The following is a 22,370-nucleotide window of genomic DNA, read 5'->3' as shown; positions in this document are numbered from 1 at the left end:
AAGGATTCTGAAACACATAAGGAGGTTCGATCGGAAGATGAAATGTACGATAGGTGAAGTCAAACATCATGTCGGCGAGTCTGTTACGATTGGCTGTTGGTTAAACAAGAAGCGTTCCAGCGGTAAAATTCAGTTTTTACAACTTCGAGACGGTTCCGGCTATATACAGGGCATTGTGGTCAAAAGTGATGTCAGTGAAGAGGTATGGGAAGCGGCTTCCAAACTGACCCAAGAAAGTTCGCTGTACATAACAGGTACGGTAAAAGAGGATACACGCAGCAAAGGCGGCTATGAGCTTGACGTGCTGGGGGTAGACATCATTCAGGTGACCGAAGAATATCCGATCTCACCAAAAGAGCACGGTGTAGACTTCTTAATGGATAATCGTCATCTCTGGATTCGCAGTCCGCGACAACGGGCAGTACTTGTGATTCGCGCGCAAATTATCCAAGCCATTCAGCAATTTTTCAATGAACGCGGCTTTCATCTGGTTGATCCGCCGATTCTGACGCCATCTTCCTGTGAGGGAACGACTAATTTGTTCCATACGAAGTATTTTGATGAGGACGCTTTCCTTACACAGAGCGGGCAGCTTTATATGGAGGCAGCAGCGATGGCATTAGGCCGCGTGTATTCCTTTGGCCCGACATTTCGAGCTGAGAAATCGAAAACGCGCCGTCATTTAATTGAATTTTGGATGATTGAGCCGGAAATGGCATTCGTTGATCACGTTGAAAACCTGGAGATTCAGGAGCAATTTGTATCTCACATTGTTCAAACCGTACTCCGCAATTGTACGCAAGAGCTGGAAACCTTGGAGCGTGATACGTCCAAACTCGAGAAAATTCAAGGCAGTTTCCCAAGATTAACCTACGACCAAGCGGTCGATTTTCTGCAAAAAAATGGTCATGAATTCGAATGGGGCGAAGACTTCGGGGCTCCGCATGAGACGGCGATTGCTGCTCAATATGAGACGCCTGTTTTCATTACCCATTGGCCGACAGAAATTAAGGCGTTCTATATGAAGCCTGATCCGAGCCGACCTGAGGTCGTACTTTGTGCCGATATGATTGCTCCGGAGGGGTATGGCGAAATTATCGGAGGCAGCCAGCGAATTGACGATCCAGAACTAATGGAGCAGCGCTTCCAAGAGCATGAATTGTCCAAAGAAGCTTATCAATGGTATCTAGACCTGCGGAAATATGGCACAGTGCCTCATTCCGGTTTCGGACTTGGACTTGAACGTACTGTCGCTTGGATCTGTGGACTTGATCATGTCCGCGAAACGATTCCATTCCCGCGTCTCTTATACCGTCTATACCCGTAAACAGATTTATCAACCATGGGTAGAAAGGGGAGCCGAATCGCACATTGAGTAAACAGACAATTACACAGCAGCAGATAGAAGCAGCTCTTCTAGCCAGTTTTCAGGAGGGCAGCGTGGGGATTCCGCTTCTGCTTTTGAAACATTATCGGGCACTGGACGTCAGTGAAATCGAAGTGATGACGCTGATTCATCTGATCTCCTTTTTGGAAAAAGAAAAAAAAGATTTTCCAACTACAGATGAGATTCAGGCGCGAATGTCAGCTTCCCCTGATCAAGTTATATCGAGCTTGCAGAAGCTGATTCATGAACAGTTTATTATGATTGACGAGGATATCGAAGCATCCACAGGCATTCGGAGTGAACGCTACAATCTGACCCCGCTATATCGTAAACTGGCAAAACGGGTAGCTGAGGAGCAGTTAGCCGAAGCGGCAAATGCGCGGCAGCCTGTTATCGTCGACGAGAATGCCAAAAACATTTTCACAACTTTTGAGCGGGAGTTTGCACGTCCCTTAACACCGATGGAGCTTGAAACCATTACTGGCTGGTTGGATAAGGATATGTACAAAGAGGATCTGATTCTGACAGCGCTCAAGGAAGCCGTGTTTGCGGGCAAAGTCCATTTCCGCTATATTGATCGGATTTTGATGGAATGGAACCGCAATCGGGTGGCTACTGTGGATCAAGCGAAGGAATATTCTCAGCGTTTTCGGCAATCTAGATAAAAGTTGTAACTAGCCTCCTGCCCCGCGTTAATCGTGGGGTTGGAGGTTTTTTTACGTGCTTACGGGTGATGTTTTGGCTTGCCAGGCAGAAAATCCAAGCAGATAGGGCTGTTTTTCAGCCTTACCGGTGGAAGTCAGAGCCAAATCATATCTTTAAGGCCGAAAAACGTGCTTACGGGTAGTGTTTTGGCTGGCAAGGCAGAAAATCCAAGCAGATAAGGCTGTTTTTCAGCCTTACGGGTGGAAGTCAGCGCCAACCCACCACTTTAAAACCGAAAAACAGCCTTACAGGAGGAGAAGGGTACTGATTCTCTAAAATCGGTAGCGGAGTGGTTGAAATTCAGCGCAAGTTGAGGCAGGATGTCCGAGATGACCTTGTTTCTCTTCTGGGAGATACCCCAAACCACCTACACACTCCAGAAGTCACAGCATCCAGGCTGAAACCCCTCTCAATATCATCTCGACAAACATCAAGAGGCATTCAGCAGCTTAAAAACCTGCGAAATCCCATTTTTCTTATAAAATAAAAAGAAACGAGTATGCGCTGCTATGCCCGCATACTCGTTTCCTATGAAGTGTTTTCTTATACCCCTTTGTGCAGCAAATGGGAGCGGTAGACGTATTCGAAGAGGAATTCGAACGCTTCCAGATGGCGTTTGGCTTCAAAAGCATTGGCGCCCCATGCATAGATGCCATGTTTACGCAGCACGATGCCAGGAATGCGTGGAACAATCGCACCTTCGACTAGCTCGGCAATGCGTGGGATTTCTGCGTAATTCGGCAAAATAGGAATTTCGATCTGCGCTTCTTCATCCCAGATATTAAAAGCTTTAATCAGTTCAACACCGTCAACAGGAATGCTTTTGCGTTCCCAATAAAGCTCAGAAATCAAGTTGTTGAAGATGGTATGTACATGGAAAATAGCGCCTGCGCCGGTTAAACGGTAGATTTCACTATGAATTAACGTTTCAGCTGACGGCTTAAGGCTCGTAGCTTCCGTAGGCTGGCCTTTTTCATTCACAAGCAAGAAATCTTCCGGTGTTTGTACGGATTTATCTCTGCCGCTTGAGGTGATGGCAAAAGTGAAAGCTTCTGGCTCAAAGCCTCCCACACGAACGGACAAATTGCCGCTTGTTGCCGGAAACCAGCCTCTCGCTGCTAAATTAGCTTTGATCTCGCGCAAATCAGCGAATGCTCGTTGTTTCTCTTCTAGTAGAATGCTCATATGACAGGTTCAGCCTCCAGTTGCTTCATAATATCGAAGAAGGTATCAAATGCGTAATAGGGATAGTTCATCTGTTCGCACATGTCGATCAGATGTGAGCGTGCGAAGATGGTATCGACCAGCTTCGCGCCTTCGAAATCGGTAATGCTGTCTCCGATAATGATCCGCTCATATTTCTCAGCTGGATAAGAACGAATGATGCTTGTTTTGCACATGCCGCAATCGGTTGTGCAATGTTCATCACAGCGGTTTGGCCATAAAATTTCAATGGTGCTGCCTTCAAAAGAGCTGGCATTGCAATAAATATGATCAACGCTAATCGGGAATGGCTTAAGCAGCGGATAAATAAAGAAATCAATGCCGCCGCTCGTAATCAGCAGCTTAATCCCGTTGACTTGGCAATAATCAACGAACTCTTTGAAGCCATCTCGGATCACAGCATTAGAGATGGCATAGTTGACAATTTCTTCTCTGCGTGAAGTAGGGAGCAGGGCGAACATAGCGCCTACGCCTTGCTTAATTGAGATTTGCTTACTCAAAATTTGCTCTACAATGGCATCCCAGCCAGGCGGGTTGAAATGCTTCATGATCGCAACGATGTTATCGTTAACGGTAATGGTACCGTCAAAGTCACAGAAGATAATGCGTTCCTTGCTCATTCCGGAGTCCCCCAAGTATCAATAGCTGACTGTAATTCTGGATGTGTTTGGGCATAATCGCGAAGGCTGATGCCTTGTAATGTTGCGTCAATCGCTTGCCGGAAAGCATGTCCACCGGCGATCGTTCCCATGCGATGACCATGTATGCCGCCGCCTGCGTTGACGATGACGTCTGTGCCGAAATCTCGCAGGATATGAGGCACGAGTCCCGGATGAATGCCGGCAGAAGGTACAGGGAAGCTGGCTGCAAGCTTCAAAATCGCATCGGTAGAAGCATTGTAAGCATAGTCCTGATGTAAATTCTTCGTAAGCAATACATGCTTAATCGCTAAATTTTCTTCTCTTGGCATGACGACCGAGCCGTAAGGTGAAGGGAAAAGGACCAAATCAGCCCCGGCCAAACGCATAAGCTTCCCAAGCAGTACGGACGGAGAGATGCCATAATGCGGAGAAGGATAAGTCGCTCCTGCCAAGGCAGGATGCGCCATGATCGGAATCGTAATCTCCGGATCGGAGCTTAGCTCGTGCAAGACATCGAAGCCATAAGCCAAAACATTAAACAGAAGGGCATTAGCGCCTGCTGCGATCGCTTTTTTGGCTTGCGCGGCAAGCTTGGAGGTGGAGCCTGTCAGGTTAACGGCATAAAGCAGCTTTTGGCCGGTCAACTGGGTGGCCTGCTCAGCGGCTTCCAGACAAATCTCAATTCGCTTCTCGAGCGGAGTTAAAGGATTTTCGAATAAAATCTCATCGTCCTTAATCAGATCAACGCCGCCGGCCGCTTGCAAATAAAATTGCTCACGCAGCGCAGGCAGCTCATAGCCAACAACAGACTTGAAAATGCTCATCAACAAAGGTCGATCATGCACCCCAAGCAAGTCTCTGACTCCTTGCATGCCGAATTTCGGACCCGAGAAGCCGGATAAGAAGTCGGAGGAGAAAGATAAGTCGATCAGTCTGATTTTGCCATCCATCGAGAGCTTTCCGAATACGGTAACTAACAGAGCCGGAATGTCGCGGCTGAAATTAACATCGGGATAGGCAATGGTGATATCCGCGTAACGGCTCGAGGCAGCTTCGCCTGACACGGGTTCATGGACCTCGACGGAAATGACTTTGCCTAAATGCTTCTCCATTTGCGCTTTTTGTGCTTCAGGGAGCTCCGTCCAGCTGCCGACGGTGAGACCAACGGCAATACTTGTTGCTTTTTTATGAAAATCGGCTTTCTCATCGAAACTCCGATACGTTGCTAAACAATAGGCACTCATCGAAACATTCACCTGCTTAAGTTAGTATAAATCCTAATTCGATTAGGATGATTTGGCAATCGGGCTTGGCGCAGCAATCTGCTCGCCCATTTCTTTGGCCCGCTCGGCGGAGCGGAAAACAGCTTGCACAACGGCTTCGCTAAATTGAAAACGATCCAGAGCTTCAATCGAAGCTTGCGTTGCACCGTTGGGTGACGTCACTTTGCGTCTTAGCTCAGCAGGGTCCTCCTGTGTATGCTCAACCATATGCGCGGCACCAAGTACGGTTTGCAGTGTCAGTTGGCGCGCATTCTCTTCTGTAAGCCCGCCTTCGATAGCAGCTTTGATCATAGCTTCCATAAAGTAGTAGACATAAGCAGGACCGCTGCCAGATACGCCGGTTACGATTTCCAGTTTCTCTTCTTCGACAATCGTCACGATGCCAACAGCTTCGAACATCTGGGTAGCCAGCTGTTTGAATGTATCATTGACCTTAGCGGAGAAGCTCATTCCTGTAGCGCCTAAACCAATGGTGCTGGAGGTATTCGGCATCGTCCGAACGATTGGCATCGTAGTTTGCAATAAGGCTTCTGCTTTGGCGATCGACAGCCCCGCAATCACGGATACAAGAAGCTGCTTTTCATTCAGCAGTGGCTGCAGTTCTGCGAAAGCTGTAACGACATCTTTGGGCTTCATGCATAACACGACAACGTCAGCTTCACGCAAAAAAGTTTCTTTCGTTTGGTTGTCAGACGTGGCTTGCAGCCCGTATTCTGAGCGGAGGAACGCCAGACGGTTTTGATCCGAACGGTTCATGACATATAAATTTTGCGGTTCGGCTACCTTGGTTTCGATGAGCCCGCGGATGATCGCTTCTGCCATCGAGCCCGCGCCGACAAAGGCAATCTTGGCCTGTGATAACGTTGTAGACATTGTGCAAACCTCCTTAATGGTGAATTCTTATTCTCTTATTTGTCCGTTTCCGTAGACGCGGAATTTGGTTGAAGTTAAAGCAGGCAGCCCCATAGGTCCACGTGCGTGCAGCTTTTGAGTCGAGATACCGATTTCGGCTCCGAAGCCAAATTCAAATCCATCCGTAAAACGGGTCGATGCATTATGATAAACCGCAGCAGCATCCACTTCCTGCAGAAATCTTTCAGCATTAGCGGCATCTTCCGTTACAATACACTCCGAGTGCATCGTGCCATATTCCCGAATATGGGAGAGTGCTTCGTCGAGATTTTTGACCACTTTGATGGAGAGGATATAATCCCCGTATTCTGTCTTCCAATCCTCAGTTACAGCTTCATGCATGCTAGGCACCAGCGCTCGAGCGCGCTCGTCACCGCGAAGCTCAACATGAGCACCTGTGAATGCTTCGGCAATCGCACTCAAATGCTTTTCGGCAATCGCCTCATGTACGAGCAAAGTTTCCATCGAATTGCAAACAGAAGGACGCTGAGCTTTGGCATTGATGCCAATGCGTACCGCCATATCCAGCTGTGCACTTTCATCTATAAAAGTATGACACACACCTGCGCCTGTTTCAATGACAGGAACAGAGGCGTTATTGACAACATTTTGAATAAGTGAGCTGCCGCCTCTTGGGATCAGAACATCAATCAAGCCGTTCAACTTCAGCATTTCATCCACCGAGCTGCGATCAGCACTGAGAATTAATTGCAGGGCATCCGCTGGAATCGCCGAACGGTGAAGTGCTTCATGCAGAACTTCCACGATGCGCTCATTGGAAAATAAGGCGGAAGAGCCTCCACGCAGCACAACCGCATTGCCAGTTTTTAGACATAACCCAGCGGCATCCACCGTTACATTGGGTCTAGCTTCATAAATAATGCCGACAACACCTAGGGGAACACGGATTTTGCGAATGCGCAAGCCGTTTGGACGATCAAAGGCTTCCAGCGTATCTCCAACCGGATCCGGCAATTCAGCAATTTGGCGAAGTCCTTCGGCAATTGCGGCAATCCGCGATTCATTTAAAGCCAAACGATCGAGAAGCGAAGCGCTAGTGCCTTGCTCTTTGCCTCTTTGCAAATCCTTCGCATTTGCTTCAATAATGGACTGCTGTTCAGTGACAAGAGCATCCGCCATAAGGAGCAGTGCCGCATTTTTTTGTTCGGTTGTTAAATTGCCCATAGTTTGAGCCGCTTGTTTGGCTAATTTTGATTTTTGAATGACTTCACTCATGATTCGATCGACCTCCTGATTGGAAAAAGGATTGGCAATGGCTAAGCAGTTGATTGGCCATTAATTCATATTGTTTTCCGCTGCGGCGTTCTTTGCATTCTATCATTTGTTCGTTTGCTTTCTTACCTACAGTTATTCGCAATGGGAAACCTAGCAGGTCAGAATCATTGAATTTCACACCTGGACGCTCATCGCGATCATCCCACAGAACGGAGTAACCGGCATTTTGCAGGCTTGTATAAATATCTTGAGAAAGCTTCATCTGCATCTCGTCATGGACATGTACGGTAAGGAGATGAATCGAAAATGGCGCAAGAGTTTCTGGCCAAAGGATACCTCGCTCATCGTAGTGTTGTTCTATAACGGCAGCAAGCACACGGGAAACGCCAATGCCATAACAGCCCATAATGATGGGTTCAGTAACGCCATTTTCATTGCTGAATGTCGCGCCAAGCGAACGGCTGTATTTGGTGCCGAGTTTGAAGACGTGCCCAAGCTCGATTCCTTTGGCAAAGGAAAGCTCATTGCCGCAATGGGAACATAACTCCCCTTCAGTGACATTGTGGACATCTTGAAAGGTTAACCCAGGAAGATCGCGCTGAAGATCAACATGGAGCAAGTGATAGTCGGGTTCATTGGCGCCAACGATAGCATTTTTCAGCCCATAGACCGACACATCTGCAACGATTTTGACATTATGCAGTCCGATGGGACCGATAAATCCGGCAGTTGATCCTAGCTTTAGGATGCCATCTTCGGATAGTAGAGTGACATTCTCTGCGCCAATCGCCTGCTTCAGTTTGACTTCATTCAGCTCATAATCACCTCGGAGGAGCACGATGACGGGCTTTCCATCCGCTTCCAGGGCAATCGACTTGATGATCTGAGCGGGCGATTGACCGAGAAATTGGCCTAATTGCTTAATTGTGCTAACGCCAGGCGTATGAGTTTTTACGAGCTCAGATACTGCCGAATCATTATGAGTGTCTAAGGACTCCGATGATTGCGGTATACGACCAACGGCTTTTTCCAGATTGGCGGCATATTGGCAAGTCGGACAATAGACAATGGTATCTTCGCCGATATCGGCAAGTGCCATGAATTCATGGGTGTCCGTACCGCCGATGGCGCCGGAATCTGCTTCAACAGCTCGGAACTTCAAGCCGCATCGTGTGAAAATTCGGACATAAGCGTTATACATGCTGGTATAGCTGTCATCAAGTCCGCTTTCCGTTCGATCGAACGAGTAAGCGTCTTTCATTAGAAATTCTCGTCCGCGCAGAAGTCCAAAACGCGGTCTGCGTTCATCCCGATATTTGGTCTGAATTTGATACAGGGTAACCGGCAGCTTTTTGTAGGAATGAATCTCATCCTTCACAAGAGAAGTAATAACTTCCTCATGGGTAGCGCCAAGGGCAAATTCCCGACCATGTCGATCTTCCAAACGCATGAGCTCGGGGCCATAAACGTCCCATCTGCCGGAAGCTTTCCATAATTCGGAAGGATGGAGGGCAGGCATGAGCATTTCTTGAGCGCCTGCTGCATCCATTTCTTCACGGACAATTGCTTGTATATGCTGAAGAGCTTTCAGCCCTAAAGGTAAATAAGAGTAAATTCCGCTTGAGAGCTGACGGATCAAGCCCGCTCTCAGCATGAGGCGATGGCTTGCGGCTTCGGCATCTCCCGGTACGTCGCGTTGGGTTGGGATCAGCATTCGTTGTTGTCTCATGTGTCAGCTCGCCTCTCTTTCTTATCTAGGTCAAAGGGACCCATTCATCCCGATGAATCACTTCAATGCGGGAGACTTCGACCCGCTTCTGAACTTCATCGGTGCTTAACCCTGCGGCAGCTTGCACCTGCCAAGCGGCGTAATTGACGACGCCGCGGCCAAGCAGCGAGCCTTCCTTGTTCAAGACCTCGACGACATCGCCGGGGTGGAAATCGCCGGTAGCGCCGATGATGCCAGCGGGGAGCAAGCTCTTGCCACCGCTGATCAAAGCTATCATCGCGCCTTGGTCCACAAGGATTTGTCCTTGGGGTAGGGAATGGAAGCCAACCCACTGCTTCTTCACGGGCAAATTGTTGAGCGCCGTGTCAAAGTAGGTGCCCTTGCCGGTGCCGTTCACGGCATAGGCCAAATCGCTGGGCTCGAGCACGCGCCCGATGAATACCGGCACGCCCCCGCGCATCGCGATGCGGGCGGCTTCGACCTTGGAGCGCATGCCGCCGGTGCCGACCGCGCTCCCAGAGCCTCCAGCGAAGCTGAACAGCTCATCGCTGATAGCGTCCACGCGTTCGATGCGCTGCGCGTTCGCGTTTTTCCGTGGATCGTCCGTGTAGAGGCCGTCCATATCGGTAATGATGATCAATTTGCTGGCTTTGACCAAATTGCCGACCAAGGCAGACAACGTATCGTTGTCGCCGAATTTCAGCTCGTCGACCGCGACGGTGTCGTTCTCGTTAATGATCGGAACGACGCCGCGCTGCAGCAGCTCGTCGATCGTCATCAGCGCGTTCTGGACGCGCTTGCGGTTGGAGAAGTCGTACCGGGTCAGCAGAATTTGCGCCACGCTTACCGCGTGGGACGCAAAGGCTTCATGGTACGCCTGCATCAGAAGCGCTTGGCCGACGGCGGCAGCGGCCTGTTTCTCATGCAGCACCTTAGGCCGTGTGCGGTAGCCGAGAGAGGTGAAGCCTGCGGCAACCGCGCCGGACGTGACGAGCAGCACTTGATTGCCGTCTTTCTGCAATTGTGCAAGCTCAGTGGCGAAGAAACGGATTTTGTCAGGGTTCAAACCGCCTGTATCTGAAGTTAGTGAGCTGCTGCCGATTTTGACAACAATGCGCTGAGTCATAACGATCCCATCCTTTATTTCTATCTATGTACATACAAAAAAGACTCCCGTCCTTAACACATAAGGACGAAAGTCTGTTGCTTCCGCGGTACCACCTTAGATTGGCGCATGCCTCAAGGCAGCACCCACTCTAGATTCCCTAATAACAGCAGGGGGCTGTTCAACTCATCGTTGACTGTTCAGGGGCGGGTTCAGAATCGGTTCACGGCAGGCTCTCTCAGACTATGGAGCTTACTCTCTGGCTACGTGCTTCACGTTCCTACTATTCCCATCATTACGTTGTGATATAGAAGTTTTGGAGGACTTCCTTTTTTGGTTCTATCTAGAATAGCACGCTGATCGAACGTTTGTAAAGAAGCAAGCACCTAATTCTCCAACGCATCGAGCCTGTTCGTGGCGACTACTCAAACAAATGCAGGGTGCCGATTCGCTGGACAGCTTCTTGCAATCTCTCTTCCGATGATAGGAGTCCGAGTCGCACATATCCTTCTCCATGTGTCCCGAAGCCGATGCCCGGTGCGACAACAACTTTGGCCTCTTCCAGAAGGAGGTCAGCCAAGCTTTGTGAGGTATGGCCTTTGGGGACCGGCAGCCACGAGAAGAACGAACCTTGTGAAGGACGAGCATGCCAGCCAATGCCAGCCAGTGAGGAATAGAGGGCATTGCGGCGGCTCTCATACACGTCGCGCAGCTCGGTTACACAGTCCTGCGGCCCTGTTAATGCTGTTGCGGCAGCAACTTGAATACCGCCAAAGAGAGAGCAGTAATAATGATCCTGCATCAGGTTAATAAGACGGATTACTTCTTTATTGCCGAGGGCGAACCCTACGCGCCAACCGGCCATGTTGTATGTTTTGGAAAGCGTATAGAACTCGATACCCACTTCTTTGGCACCGGGAGTTTGCAGGAAGCTCACGGGCTTCTGACCATCGAAACCGATAGCTCCGTAAGCGAAATCACTTGCTACCACGACACCATTGCGTTCTGCGAAAGCAACGGTATCTTCATAGAAGGAGGCAGGGGCTGTGGCGCCTGTCGGATTGTTCGGATAATTAATGAACATAAGCTTGGCTCTGTTCAAATCGGACTCCTTAAGCTGGGAGTAATCAGGCAGGAAGTTATTTTCTTCCCGCAGAGGCATGAACGCCATTTCTGCGCCTGCCAGCGCTACGCCTGACCAGTAGTCTGGATAACCTGGATCGGGAACTAAGCATACATCGCCGGGATTCAGCAAGCACTGAGCGATCTCAATGAGTCCAGTTTTGCCGCCGAACAGAATCGCGACTTCTGTCTCGGGATCAAGATCGACGTTGTGATCTTCCTTGTAACGCTGGGCAACAGCTTGCTTCAAGAAAGGGAAGCCGCTAAAAGGCGGATATTTGTGATACAGCGGATTGGCTGCTGCTTCTTGGATGGATGCCACGATATGCGGAGGCGTGGGACGATCCGGATTTCCTTGGCCCAAATTGATAACGTCGTGGCCTTGTGCGATCTGTGCGTTGGCTTTGCCAACGAGCGTTGCGAAAAATTGCGTCGGTAAACCTTTCATCCGTTCAGCAGGCTGTATGGAAAAGGCGCTTGATTTCGTAGATAATTTCGTCACGGTTTAATTCACACTCCGAAGGTCGGGATTTTGATTAATATCCTTAATGTAACATGATTAAACTTTTTTTCATAGTGATGAAAATAATCGATTTTACTTCTGGCGATCCTTGTCTTATGGTTATCCCATAGGATGAGAAAGGTGATGAGACGATGTCGGAACAATCCCAAGTCGCAGAAGCTTTTTTGCAGGAATCAATACGTGCGTTTGTCAATATGAAAAAGCTGGCGGATAAAGCCTTGGCTCAAACCGCGGAAGCGCATTTTTATTTAACCTTAGATGAAGAGTCGAATTCCTTGGAAGTGCTGATCAAGCATATGCATGGGAATATGAGATCTCGCTGGACGGATTTCTTAACCACAGATGGTGAGAAAGAAACAAGGGAACGCGATGGCGAATTCGAAGGCAAACAGCTTGCGCGTGAAGCGCTGATTTCCCTTTGGGAGGAAGGCTGGGCCATTCTTTTTCAGACATTGGAATCCCTCACAGCTGAGGATGTTCTCAAGATTGTCCTTATTCGTGGGGAGGGACATACGGTACTGCAGGCCATTCAGCGGCAAGTTTCGCATTATGGCTATCATGTTGGGCAAATCGTATTTCTGAGCAAGCATTGGGCAAGTGCGCATTGGCAGACTCTGAGTATTGCCAGAGGACAGTCCAAATCGTTTAAACCATAGCGCTAATGATTGAGTTGAACACTAATTTCGACTACTATGAGGAGATAGCACTATTTTTGCCCATGAAAGGAGTTTCAAGCGCATGTCCGAATCACAGTTGTTGCATATTGCTCTAATTCAAATGGATATTACCATCGGTGAGCCCGATACTAACTTTTTGCACCTGGAAAAACTTTTGGAGCAAGCGATTCAGGCTGAGCAGAAGCCGGACGTTATTGTATTTCCCGAAATGTGGAATACAGGCTACGCCTTGACCGAGATTCAGCAGCTTGCTGACTCCAACGGAGAACGGACGAAGGCCTTTCTAAGTAAGTTTGCCCAAAAGCATCAAGTCAATCTGATAGGCGGTTCCATCGCGGATAAAAGAGAAGATCGTGTCTTGAACACGATTTATGCGTTTGACCGGGAAGGAGCGGAAATTGCGGAGTATTCCAAAATTCACTTATTTCGTCTGATGGATGAGGAAAAGTTTCTGCATAGCGGGGATCAGCTTGGCCGTTTCGAGCTGGAAGGCGTTCCGGCAGGTGCTATGATCTGTTATGATATCCGGTTTCCTGAGCTTGCTCGCAAATTAGCGCTTGATGGCGCTAGAATCTTGTTCGTTCCTGCGGAATGGCCGCATCCTCGCTTGCATCACTGGCGTACGCTGCTTATGGCTAGAGCAATTGAAAATCAAATGTATGTTGTTTCTTGTAATCGTGTAGGGACGAGTGGAACGACGAATTTCTTCGGACATTCGATGGTTATTGATCCTTGGGGCGAGGTTTTGGTGGAAGGCGAGGAGCAGGAAGCGATCTTGCAAGCGACGATTGATCTGACAGAGGTCGTGCGTGTGCGTGCCAAGATACCTGTTTTTGAAGACCGTCGTCCGCATTTATACTAAAAATAAAAAGTTTAGCGGATACCGTTTGATTTTTTGGCGGTTTTTCTGTAAACTAAAGCCAATTGAATGATCAATTGTGGCTGTGAAGGATGAATAGTACTTGAACAACTTCTTGTTCAGCGAGCTGGGGACGGTGAGAGCCCAGACAGAAGCTCAAGGAAAAAGGCTATCCGGAGCCAATACGATAAAGGGGATGCACGCTTTGAACAGGTGTATCAACTAGGGTGGAACCGCGGGTGCTTCAGGCTCTCGTCCCTAGGCATTTTTTGATGCCTTTGGATGTTGAGCCTTTTTGGCGTCTGCTCAGCACCAGAGGGTCAGTAGAGGTCATTGACCCCATTTTACGAGAAGATGAAGGAGCGATTGAGCAATGAGTGTCACAATGGATCAAGTCGTAGCATTAGCGAAACACAGAGGTTTTGTATTCCCAGGCTCGGAAATTTATGGCGGTTTGGCGAATACGTGGGATTACGGTCCGCTGGGTGTTGAACTCAAAAACAACATCAAACGCGCATGGTGGAAAAAATTCGTGCAAGAATCCCCGTATAACGTAGGTCTTGATGCAGCGATTCTGATGAATCCGCAGGCATGGGTGGCATCCGGTCACGTAGGCAACTTCAACGACCCGATGATCGATTGCAAAAGCTGCAAAGCCCGTCATCGTGCAGACAAATTGATCGAGAACAAGCTGGCGGAAAAAGATATCGAAATCATCGTGGACGGCATGACCTTTGACGATATGATGAAGCTGATCGTGGATAACGACATCGTTTGTCCAGATTGCGGAAGCAAGGATTTCACGGATATTCGTCAATTCAACCTGATGTTCAAAACGTTCCAAGGCGTAACAGAAGCCAGTTCCAATGTGGTGTACCTGCGACCGGAGACGGCACAAGGGATTTTCGTTAACTTCAAAAACGTGCAGCGCACGATGCGCAAAAAACTGCCATTCGGTATCGGCCAAATCGGCAAAAGCTTCCGTAATGAAATCACGCCAGGCAACTTTACGTTCCGTACGCGTGAATTCGAGCAAATGGAGCTTGAGTTCTTCTGTAAGCCAGGAGAAGACATGAAATGGTTCGAGTACTGGAGAAGCTTCTGTCACAATTGGTTGTTGTCGCTGGGCGCTAAGCCAGACAATCTCCGTCTGCGTGATCACAACGAAGATGAGCTTTCCCACTACAGCAATGCGACTACAGATATCGAATACAAATTCCCATTCGGCTGGGGCGAGCTGTGGGGTATCGCTGATCGTACCGATTTCGATTTGAAACAGCACATGGAGCATTCCGGTGAAGATTTCAATTACATCGAGCAAGATACGAATGAGCGTTATGTTCCTTATTGTATCGAGCCATCACTAGGTGCTGATCGGGTTACCTTAGCGCTGTTGATTGATGCTTTCGAAGAGCAAAAGCTCGAAGGTGACGACAGCCGTACGGTTCTTCACTTCCACCCGGCGCTTGCACCGGTTAAAGCGGCTATTTTCCCACTATCCAAGAAATTGAATGAAGGCGCACAAGCCGTATTTGCGGATCTTGCGAAGCATTTCATGGTGGATTACGATGACACAGGATCCATTGGCAAAAGATATCGTCGTCACGATGAAATCGGTACGCCATTCTGTATCACATACGATTTCGAGTCCGAAACCGATGGTCAAGTGACCGTTCGTGACCGTGATACGATGGAACAAACGCGGATGCCTATTTCCGAATTGAAAGCCTTCATCGAGAACTCGCTTCAATTTTAATAGCAAAACCCCCTGTAAGCACGCATTGCTGCGTGAATGCAGGGGGTTTTTCATAGTTAGATGACATAGTCAAGGATTTCGCTATAAGGGAGGTACCGTTCTACTTGTCGAAGGGGAGGACTGTAGACATGGATAGAAATGGCCGCTTCTGGGCTAGGATTGCTTAGCTGATGAATTTGCTCGGAGGGAGCTGTGAAGTATTCTTTGGCGTTAATGGCATCCTCAGCGTCGGTCACAGGGTACCCTTCAGAATCCAAATGAAATTTGGTGTTGATTAATGAGCCTTGTGTTAGATAGGCAACTCCGATGGATTGACCGTGATTGTGGATAGCGGTAGCTTCAAATGCGGGAATATGGATGACGATCACTTCCAAGTTTGTAGCGCTATAGATGACATTTCGGCCATAAGCCAGATGCTCTGGTTCTGTTTTATATTTCGGGACCTCATGAAGCAAGCTTTCAATGGAGGCCATCGCTGCTTGAAGTTGTTCAAGCGATGGCTCCTGCAATTTACAGAATGACTGTTCAATTGCTTTCAATAATGTCATGGTTTTCCGCCTCCTAGGCATTTGCTTCTTTATCACGATAAATTGGTCAAGTGATAAGAAATCTTTATATATTATATGCACGCAAAGTTCAAAGTGTTAGGGTGTGCGTTGATGCAATAAAAAAGGCGATTGGACATAGCAGTTTTTTCACAACTGCTGAATCCAACCGCCTATTTGTAATCAAAAATGGTTCATGGGGGGCTGCGCTTGAGATTATCCGCCATGGAGCGGGTCATATTCGCAGACGCACGTTTGACCGTGTCATAGAAGACATTAATCAGATAGTCGCCTCCAATATCCGTGAAGACGCCTGTATTAATGATCAGACCGTGCTTTTGTTGTAATGTTCGGACCGTATGCATGCTGCATGGCATGAATCTGCTCGCGAATCCATTGCACCATTTCTATCGGCTCTTCGACGACCGCTTCTTTGCCCAGACTCAGATAATATTTGGAAAAATAATGTAAGTTACTGGGGTGGATATCGGTGATTAGCAAACCGCTGCCGTCTTCCTTGCGTTCGAGATTCTCATCCAGCCCATTGCTGCGTTCATAAGCTCTTACGCCATCGGGAGTCAGCCTAACTTTCAACCTCAAATAGGAAGCTTCTGGCGTCATGTCTTGTCCTGCTTTGAGCCAGTCGCCAAGCGTATAGTGCTGGAAGCTTTGGCGTGGGTGATCTGTTTCAGCGTTCTCAAGGGCTAGGATGCGATCCGCGCGAAACAGGAGAATGGCTTCCTTCCGAAAGCAAAAGGAGGGGAAGTACCAGAAGCCATTAGAGGAATAAATGCCGACAGGCTGCACAACTCGCTCCGTAGCCCCTTCTTTGGAGGAATAAGTAAGGCGCAGTGGCTGCTCTGCGATCGCTGCTTCCAATAATTGCTCCAGAAAGGGGGAGCTTTGCGTTCGAGTAGGCGTCCAGAAGGAGACACGATCCTTCAGAGCATCTATCCGCGCCTTCGTATCTGAAGGGAGATAGTGATAGAATTTATTCAAGGCTGTTGTTGATTCTGCTGCAAAAGGGAGCGCTCCATAAAACTGGAGAGACTGAAAAGCGAAGAACATGGCAACGGCTTCTTGTTCCGAGAAGAGGATCGGCGGGAGCATCCTCTTTTTCAATAAACGGTAGCCACCATGCGGGCCGAATTCCGTATAAAGCGGCATGCCAAGCTCGCTCAGCTCTTGCAAATAACGGTGCATAGTCCGCTCCGATACTTGGAATTCGTCAGCCATTTCCTTGGTGGTAAATTGCATGCGTTCGTTTACGGCCATCATGAGTTGAATCAATCGCTGTGTTTTGTTCATTGCCTTGATTTCCTCCGAATGTTAGACAATTGTGCCCATCACTTCTTTCATGGTTGACACGAAGGCTTCCGCTGCTTTAGAAATGTATCTGCCTTTGCGATAAGCAATTACCAGGGTCCGTGTTGGTCTGCCTTCAAGAGTTAGATGGACAGGGAACAGCTCGCTGAAGCTTCGCTTGGAGATTAAGTAAGGTACAAAAGCAATGCCCATACCGGCCGCTACAAGCGATTGCACGGTTTCCATGTTGCTGGATTCGAAGACGATATTTGGCGTTATGCCAGCTTCTTGGCATAATTCCAGCGTCAGCTTGCGAAAGCCCTGGCCTTTTTTCAAAGCGATAAAGGCTTCCTTCTCGAGCTGTTTAATGCGGATTGGCTCATTGCTTGCGGCTAAGGGATGCTTCGGAGGTACGGCAAGGACGATTTCTTCCTCCAGCAAGGTTTCATAGACGAGCGATTCCTCGCGCAGGGGCAAAGAAAGCAGGGAAATATCTGTTTGACCGTTCATGGTTAAGGTTTCTAAGTTTGCGGAGGTTTCCTCTACGAGTGAGATCTCGATATCCGGATAAGCCGCTTGAAAGGCAGGTACGACCAACGGAAGAATCGTCGATCCCGTAATTGGCATACTGCCGACAACAAGGCGACCTTTTTTCATTTGCGAAATATCTTCCATTTCCTTCTTGAGCTGTTCAACCATATCGAGAATTTTTTGTGATTTTTCTACAAAAAGGGCTCCTGCGTGCGTGAGTTCAACAGAATTCGTACTGCGCTGAAAGAGCAGAACGCCTATTTCTTTCTCAAGCTTAGAGAGTTGCTGGCTGAGCGAAGGTTGGGCGATGTGCAGCTTTTCCGCGGCGCGCGAGAAATTTCGCTCAATCGCAATTTGAATCGCATATTGAAGTTGACGTAATTCCATGGATGGATCATCTCCTGAAAAGTAATCATATAAGCTGTAATTGATTGGTTTATAAAGCTTATCCTTACTATATCAGATAATAACCATTTCCACGCAAAAAGCAATCTGCGGATAAGTTCCACAAACTGCTTTAGGCAGGTTACTTGTAAATTAAGGCATCCTCATGTCGTTAATTGCTTCTTCGTCCTGTTACCAAGTTAAATATTAATGAAATCAAGGCCAAAACGAGAAGCAGATGAATTAAACTGCCGCCAATTCCAAACCCCATTCCCAAAGCCCACATCACAAGTATAATAACGAAAATTGTCCAAAGCATAGAAACACACATCCTTTTCATACTGGTATAATTGCTTATACTAGACTCTAACCACCTATTCCGATTTTCAAACACTCGTACACGGATAGCTTTGTGAGGGTGGGGCGGAAGACAGTTGGCAGCAGGGCTATATTTGTCATTCTGTTTAGACACACTTCATGGCGTTGCGTTGGCTTGAATAGTCTACGTTTGCTCATGCTGGCAGGGGGCCTCAGGCCCGTCCGTTTATTTCGCATAATTCCTGCAATTATGCATCCTTTTTGCCTTGGAAACGGGAGAAATAAGGAAAAGCCTGCGATTATGCATCCTTTCGATGCCTTTTTTCGATTGCAGGATGGAAAAGCTTAGAAAGCCTGCATAATCGCAGGCTTTCTGACGTTTTCATACGATTTGATCGAAAAAGCCTGCACTTTTGCAGGCTTTCATACATTAGTGGGTCGCGCATAATACCTATAGCTGGCACAATCGCTAAACTTTGTTTTTGAGCAGCCTCTTTTTTATTGTTAAAGATAACAAACGGTTAGTTAAATGCTGGAGTGGTTGGAGAGAGTGGAGTACTGTAGTGGCTGGAGTTGCTGTAGTGGCTGTAGTGGCTATAGTAACTAGAGTGACTGAAGTGACTGGAGTGTCTGGGGTGAATGGAGTAATTGGAGTGTCTGGAGTGACTAGAGTGGTTGGAGTAACTGGAGTGAGTAGTTTGCTGGAGTGTTTGGAGTGTTTGGAGTAACTGGAGTTGCTAGAGTGATTGGCGTAACTAGAGTGACTGGAGTGTCGGGAGTGATTGGCGTGACTGGAGTGACTCGAGTGAGTGGGGTGATTGGAGTGACTAGTGTGATTAGAGTAACTGGAGTTGCTGGAGTGATTAGAGTGTCTGGAGTGTCTGGAGTGATTGGAGTGTTTGGAGAAGCTGGAGTAACTGGAGTAAACCGCTGGAGTCGCTTAAGTTCTGCACAAGCTGTGAGTTTTGCTCCACGTCTGTTTATTTCGTATAATTCCTGCAATTATGCATCCTTTTTCGTCTTGCAAATAAGCTAAATCTCCAAAAGCCTGCGATTATGCATCCTTTCGAGGCCTTTTTTCGATTCCAGGATGAAAAAGCTTAAAAAGCCTGCATAATCGCAGGCTTTCTGCTGTTTTCACTCGATTTGATCGAAAAAGCCTGCACTTTTGCAGGCTTTCATACATCGGCGGGTAGCAGATTTAGCCATAAGGTGGCGCATTCGCTAAAGATGGCTTTGGCTCGGCCCCATTCAATCCCACCGCATACTTTTTCCGCAAATAGTAGACCCAAAAGTCTCTTGTTCTATTGAAATGCGATCATTTCTTCAGTTTTATGTCAAATGAGGCTGTTTCGCTAGTTTTTTAATCAAATAGTTTTCAGTTAAAAACTCAATTAACAAAAAAAGCCCTAGCAAAGAAATAAATGCTAAGGCAGTCTTTTGTTAAATCTACATTATTACCATGCAAAAGCCATTGTAATGATAACCAAAAGGATAAAGAGAACTAAAACTTCAGCTACATTATTACGACGATGCCCTTCTGCTCCTACTACTCCCATATTCTTATCACTCCTTTGAAAGGATTAGCTTACACAATATATTATGTTAGTAATTATCCTTTGGTTGGACGGATGTTTATGTTATATGCCTTATATTCCTATAAAGAAGTTGCTATTGTAGGGCCACACTTTACTCCTACGAGAATTAATCCTTATTTAACAGTGTTCAACGTAGAATACCAATACAATCCTATAGTCTATTCCTATCAAGCTTATAGTTATTATATCTTGGAGCAATGACGAGTTCCGTGTTAAACTACGTTATGAGGGTAAGACAAGAACAAAAAGAGCGGATAATGACAAGAGGTGACTGGATATGAGTAAAAAGACAATGTTTGAGAAAATCTGGGATAATCACGTAATTAACCAGGAAGAAGGCAAGCCTAGCGTTATCTATATTGACTTGCAGCTGGTGCATGAAGTAACTTCTCCACAAGCATTTGAAGGACTTCGCTTATCGGGTCGTAAAGTTCGCAGACCGGATCTGACATTCGCAACAATGGATCATAACGTACCAACGAAGGATCGCTTCAACATTACAGATCCAATTTCCAAGCAGCAAATTGATACACTTTCCCAAAACTGCCGTGATTTCGGCGTTACGTTGTTCGACCTAGACAGCATCGACCAAGGTGTCGTGCACGTTATGGGTCCAGAACTTGGCCTTACACACCCAGGTAAAACGATCGTTTGCGGCGATAGTCATACTTCGACTCACGGTGCGTTTGGTGCGCTTGCTTTCGGTATCGGAACAAGTGAAGTTGAACACGTGCTTGCTACGCAAACACTGCAACAGTCCAGAGCAAAATCTTTGGAAGTGCGTATTACAGGTGATTTGAAACCAGGCGTTACAGCCAAAGATTTGATCTTAGGCGTCATTGCCAAATACGGCACAGATTTTGCAACTGGCTATGTTATTGAATACACAGGCGAAGCAATCCGTGGTCTTTCCATGGAAGAGCGCATGACGGTTTGTAACATGTCCATTGAAGGCGGAGCGAGAGCAGGTTTGATTGCTCCTGACGCAACGACTTTCAACTATCTGCGTGGTCGTGAATACGTACCGCAAGGTGCTGATTTCGATGCAGCGGTAGCAGAATGGGCTACGCTTGTTACTGACGAAGGCGCTGAATATGATTGGGTATTGGAATTTGACGCGGATACGTTGATCCCGCAAGTAACCTGGGGAACTAGCCCAGGCATGGGTACTGGCGTTGACGCACTTGTTCCGGATCCACAAAGCTTCGAAACCGAGAATGAACGCAAAGCCGCTGAAAAAGCGCTTGAATATATGGATTTAACACCAGGTACGCCGATGACGGACCTGAAAGTTGATTATGTTTTCATCGGCTCCTGTACGAACGGTCGTATTGAAGATCTTCGTGCCGCTGCCAAAATTGCTCAAGGCTACACTGTTGATCCTAGCGTGACCGCTATCGTCGTTCCAGGCTCAGGCCGTGTGAAAATTCAAGCTGAAAAAGAAGGCTTGGACAAAATTTTCTCAAATGCAGGCTTCGAGTGGCGCGATGCAGGCTGCAGCATGTGTCTGGCGATGAACCCAGACGTACTGCAACCAGGTCAACGTTGTGCATCCACATCCAACCGTAACTTCGAAGGTCGTCAAGGCCGCGGCGGACGCACGCATCTGGTTTCACCAGCTATGGCTGTTGCTGCAGCGATCAAAGGTCATTTCTACGATGTTCGTGATTGGGAAATCAAAGAATACCAACAAGCTTAATTTTGGTTGATTAAGGAGAATGAAAACATGGAAGCTTTGAAACAACATACAGGTCTAGTTGGTCCCGTGGACCGTGTAAACGTAGATACAGATGCAATTATCCCTAAGCAATTTCTTAAAAGAATCGAGCGTTCAGGCTTCGGACAATTCCTTTTCTTCGAATGGAGATGGGATGAAGCGGGGAATGTTATCGAGAGTTTCCCTTTGAACCAAGAACGTTTCCAAGGAGCATCGGTCTTGCTCTCCAGAGCCAACTTCGGTTGCGGATCTTCCCGTGAGCACGCGCCTTGGGCGATTCAAGATTTCGGATTCCGCGTTATTATCGCACCTTCCTATGCGGATATTTTTTACAACAACTGTTTTAAAAACAGCATTTTGCCAATCAAGCTATCGGAAGAGCAAGTGGATGATTTGTTTGCCCGTACAGCGAAATATGATGGCTACAAGCTGAGTGTCGATCTTGAAAACAACAAGCTGACAGATGAACATGGCTTGGAAATTACGTTCAACATTGACGAGCACCGTCGTCAGTTCTTGCTGCAAGGCTTGGATGATATCGGTCTGACGCTGCAGCATGAAGAGAAAATTACAGCCTATGAGCAAGCTCACCAAAAACGTTTAGCTTACAAATAAGCTGTGACTGATAGCGTAATTCATGGGAATTTCCATGGATTGCGCTTTTTTGCATTTAGCGAAACCTGCCATGCCAAAACAAGCTGTTGGCCGTTCAGCCAATGGGTTGTTTTTTTTGTTTATTTTGCAACTTTTGGTAGTTTGCTACGTCTAATAGATTACCAGATTGTCGAACGAACGGAGGTTTTGCTGTCGGGA

Annotated in this window: 19 protein-coding genes; 7 read left to right on the top strand and 12 right to left on the bottom strand. The window is 47.6% G+C overall.

Features of this window, described 5'->3' with window-relative positions; all coding sequences use genetic code 11:
• The first annotated feature begins 37 nt into the window (after positions 1-37).
• On the top strand, positions 38-1,327 hold the full coding sequence (gene asnS, locus HQN90_RS01705; protein WP_173215872.1) for an asparagine--tRNA ligase: 1,290 nt from the start codon (positions 38-40) through the stop codon (positions 1,325-1,327).
• 44 nt (positions 1,328-1,371) lie between these two features.
• Positions 1,372-2,052 carry a DnaD domain-containing protein gene (locus tag HQN90_RS01700; RefSeq protein WP_173215870.1) on the top strand — a complete coding sequence of 227 codons (681 nt, stop codon included), beginning with the start codon at positions 1,372-1,374 and terminating at the stop codon, positions 2,050-2,052.
• Between the two features lie 583 nt (positions 2,053-2,635).
• Here the strand turns inward: HQN90_RS01700 and mtnB are convergent.
• The 8 genes from mtnB to HQN90_RS01660 form a co-directional block, all read right to left on the bottom strand.
• Complete coding sequence (gene mtnB / locus HQN90_RS01695; protein ID WP_173215868.1) at positions 2,636-3,277, bottom strand: methylthioribulose 1-phosphate dehydratase; 642 nt, start codon at positions 3,275-3,277, stop codon at positions 2,636-2,638.
• The gene (locus HQN90_RS01690; protein WP_173215866.1) at positions 3,274-3,936 is read right to left on the bottom strand and encodes a 2-hydroxy-3-keto-5-methylthiopentenyl-1-phosphate phosphatase; all 663 of its coding nucleotides are present in this window, start codon (positions 3,934-3,936) and stop codon (positions 3,274-3,276) included. The genes mtnB and HQN90_RS01690 overlap by 4 nt, the downstream gene beginning before the upstream one ends.
• Positions 3,933-5,201, bottom strand: coding sequence for a 2,3-diketo-5-methylthiopentyl-1-phosphate enolase (locus HQN90_RS01685; protein ID WP_173215864.1), 1,269 nt, complete (start codon positions 5,199-5,201; stop codon positions 3,933-3,935). The genes HQN90_RS01690 and HQN90_RS01685 overlap by 4 nt, the downstream gene beginning before the upstream one ends.
• 42 nt (positions 5,202-5,243) lie before the next feature.
• Positions 5,244-6,113, bottom strand: a complete 870-nt coding sequence (gene proC / locus HQN90_RS01680) for a pyrroline-5-carboxylate reductase (RefSeq protein WP_173215862.1) — start codon at positions 6,111-6,113, stop codon at positions 5,244-5,246.
• Between the two features lie 27 nt (positions 6,114-6,140).
• Entirely contained in the window at positions 6,141-7,388 is a 1,248-nt protein-coding gene (locus HQN90_RS01675) for a glutamate-5-semialdehyde dehydrogenase (protein ID WP_173215860.1), read from the bottom strand.
• Positions 7,381-9,117, bottom strand: a complete 1,737-nt coding sequence (locus HQN90_RS01670; protein WP_173215858.1) for a proline--tRNA ligase — start codon at positions 9,115-9,117, stop codon at positions 7,381-7,383. Before HQN90_RS01670 ends, HQN90_RS01675 begins: the two co-directional genes overlap by 8 nt.
• Before the next feature lie 25 nt (positions 9,118-9,142).
• Entirely contained in the window at positions 9,143-10,243 is a 1,101-nt protein-coding gene (proB, locus tag HQN90_RS01665) for a glutamate 5-kinase (RefSeq protein WP_173215856.1), read from the bottom strand.
• 400 nt (positions 10,244-10,643) lie between these two features.
• Entirely contained in the window at positions 10,644-11,846 is a 1,203-nt protein-coding gene (locus HQN90_RS01660) for a pyridoxal phosphate-dependent aminotransferase (RefSeq protein ID WP_338042263.1), read from the bottom strand.
• Between the two features lie 152 nt (positions 11,847-11,998).
• Here HQN90_RS01660 and HQN90_RS01655 point away from each other — a divergent pair, with 152 nt between their 5' ends.
• The 3 genes from HQN90_RS01655 to HQN90_RS01645 all read left to right on the top strand — a co-directional run bounded on the left by HQN90_RS01655 (position 11,999) and on the right by HQN90_RS01645 (position 15,159).
• A complete protein-coding gene (locus HQN90_RS01655; RefSeq protein WP_079420782.1) occupies positions 11,999-12,523 on the top strand; it encodes a DUF1572 family protein in 525 nt (174 codons plus the stop codon).
• 82 nt (positions 12,524-12,605) lie between these two features.
• Positions 12,606-13,406: a carbon-nitrogen family hydrolase gene (locus HQN90_RS01650; protein ID WP_246361997.1), complete on the top strand. Its 801-nt coding sequence runs from the start codon at positions 12,606-12,608 to the stop codon at positions 13,404-13,406.
• 370 nt (positions 13,407-13,776) lie between these two features.
• Positions 13,777-15,159 carry a glycine--tRNA ligase gene (locus HQN90_RS01645; RefSeq protein WP_173215854.1) on the top strand — a complete coding sequence of 461 codons (1,383 nt, stop codon included), beginning with the start codon at positions 13,777-13,779 and terminating at the stop codon, positions 15,157-15,159.
• Between the two features lie 56 nt (positions 15,160-15,215).
• Here the strand turns inward: HQN90_RS01645 and HQN90_RS01640 are convergent, their stop codons facing one another.
• The 4 genes from HQN90_RS01640 to HQN90_RS01625 form a co-directional block, all read right to left on the bottom strand.
• Complete coding sequence (locus tag HQN90_RS01640; RefSeq protein WP_173215852.1) at positions 15,216-15,707, bottom strand: cysteine dioxygenase; 492 nt, start codon at positions 15,705-15,707, stop codon at positions 15,216-15,218.
• A 315-nt stretch (positions 15,708-16,022) separates the two neighbouring features.
• On the bottom strand, positions 16,023-17,012 hold the full coding sequence (locus HQN90_RS01635; RefSeq protein WP_173215850.1) for a helix-turn-helix transcriptional regulator: 990 nt from the start codon (positions 17,010-17,012) through the stop codon (positions 16,023-16,025).
• Between the two features lie 21 nt (positions 17,013-17,033).
• Positions 17,034-17,927, bottom strand: a complete 894-nt coding sequence (locus tag HQN90_RS01630; protein WP_173215848.1) for a LysR family transcriptional regulator — start codon at positions 17,925-17,927, stop codon at positions 17,034-17,036.
• A gap of 169 nt (positions 17,928-18,096) precedes the next feature.
• Positions 18,097-18,243 carry a lmo0937 family membrane protein gene (locus HQN90_RS01625; protein ID WP_144028657.1) on the bottom strand — a complete coding sequence of 49 codons (147 nt, stop codon included), beginning with the start codon at positions 18,241-18,243 and terminating at the stop codon, positions 18,097-18,099.
• 1,874 nt (positions 18,244-20,117) lie between these two features.
• Here HQN90_RS01625 and leuC point away from each other — a divergent pair.
• Both leuC and leuD read left to right on the top strand, forming a co-directional pair.
• Positions 20,118-21,539, top strand: a complete 1,422-nt coding sequence (gene leuC / locus HQN90_RS01620; RefSeq protein WP_173215846.1) for a 3-isopropylmalate dehydratase large subunit — start codon at positions 20,118-20,120, stop codon at positions 21,537-21,539.
• Positions 21,540-21,566: 27 nt separating this feature from the next.
• Positions 21,567-22,172, top strand: coding sequence for a 3-isopropylmalate dehydratase small subunit (gene leuD, locus HQN90_RS01615; protein ID WP_173215844.1), 606 nt, complete (start codon positions 21,567-21,569; stop codon positions 22,170-22,172).
• Positions 22,173-22,370: the final 198 nt, after the last annotated feature.

The sequence above is a fragment of the Paenibacillus alba genome (genome assembly GCF_013204855.1).
GTDB classification, from domain to species: domain Bacteria; phylum Bacillota; class Bacilli; order Paenibacillales; family NBRC-103111; genus Paenibacillus_E; species Paenibacillus_E alba.
Note: the sequence above shows the minus strand (reverse complement) of the source record. Positions and strands in the feature narration are given on the sequence as shown.

What these genes read in the sequence shown, in the direction of transcription:
- asnS (WP_173215872.1), top strand. Translation starts at nt 38, where the DNA reads ATGAAATGTACGATAGGTGAAGTCAAACATCATGTCGGCGAGTCTGTT.
- mtnB (WP_173215868.1), bottom strand. Translation starts at nt 3,277, where the DNA reads ATGAGCATTCTACTAGAAGAGAAACAACGAGCATTCGCTGATTTGCGC.
- HQN90_RS01640 (WP_173215852.1), bottom strand. Translation starts at nt 15,707, where the DNA reads ATGACATTATTGAAAGCAATTGAACAGTCATTCTGTAAATTGCAGGAG.
- HQN90_RS01685 (WP_173215864.1), bottom strand. Translation starts at nt 5,201, where the DNA reads ATGAGTGCCTATTGTTTAGCAACGTATCGGAGTTTCGATGAGAAAGCC.
- HQN90_RS01645 (WP_173215854.1), top strand. Translation starts at nt 13,777, where the DNA reads ATGAGTGTCACAATGGATCAAGTCGTAGCATTAGCGAAACACAGAGGT.
- HQN90_RS01625 (WP_144028657.1), bottom strand. Translation starts at nt 18,243, where the DNA reads ATGCTTTGGACAATTTTCGTTATTATACTTGTGATGTGGGCTTTGGGA.
- HQN90_RS01655 (WP_079420782.1), top strand. Translation starts at nt 11,999, where the DNA reads ATGTCGGAACAATCCCAAGTCGCAGAAGCTTTTTTGCAGGAATCAATA.
- HQN90_RS01670 (WP_173215858.1), bottom strand. Translation starts at nt 9,117, where the DNA reads ATGAGACAACAACGAATGCTGATCCCAACCCAACGCGACGTACCGGGA.
- HQN90_RS01635 (WP_173215850.1), bottom strand. Translation starts at nt 17,012, where the DNA reads ATGAACAAAACACAGCGATTGATTCAACTCATGATGGCCGTAAACGAA.
- HQN90_RS01690 (WP_173215866.1), bottom strand. Translation starts at nt 3,936, where the DNA reads ATGAGCAAGGAACGCATTATCTTCTGTGACTTTGACGGTACCATTACC.
- HQN90_RS01675 (WP_173215860.1), bottom strand. Translation starts at nt 7,388, where the DNA reads ATGAGTGAAGTCATTCAAAAATCAAAATTAGCCAAACAAGCGGCTCAA.
- proC (WP_173215862.1), bottom strand. Translation starts at nt 6,113, where the DNA reads ATGTCTACAACGTTATCACAGGCCAAGATTGCCTTTGTCGGCGCGGGC.
- HQN90_RS01650 (WP_246361997.1), top strand. Translation starts at nt 12,606, where the DNA reads ATGTCCGAATCACAGTTGTTGCATATTGCTCTAATTCAAATGGATATT.
- leuD (WP_173215844.1), top strand. Translation starts at nt 21,567, where the DNA reads ATGGAAGCTTTGAAACAACATACAGGTCTAGTTGGTCCCGTGGACCGT.
- proB (WP_173215856.1), bottom strand. Translation starts at nt 10,243, where the DNA reads ATGACTCAGCGCATTGTTGTCAAAATCGGCAGCAGCTCACTAACTTCA.
- leuC (WP_173215846.1), top strand. Translation starts at nt 20,118, where the DNA reads ATGAGTAAAAAGACAATGTTTGAGAAAATCTGGGATAATCACGTAATT.
- HQN90_RS01630 (WP_173215848.1), bottom strand. Translation starts at nt 17,927, where the DNA reads ATGGAATTACGTCAACTTCAATATGCGATTCAAATTGCGATTGAGCGA.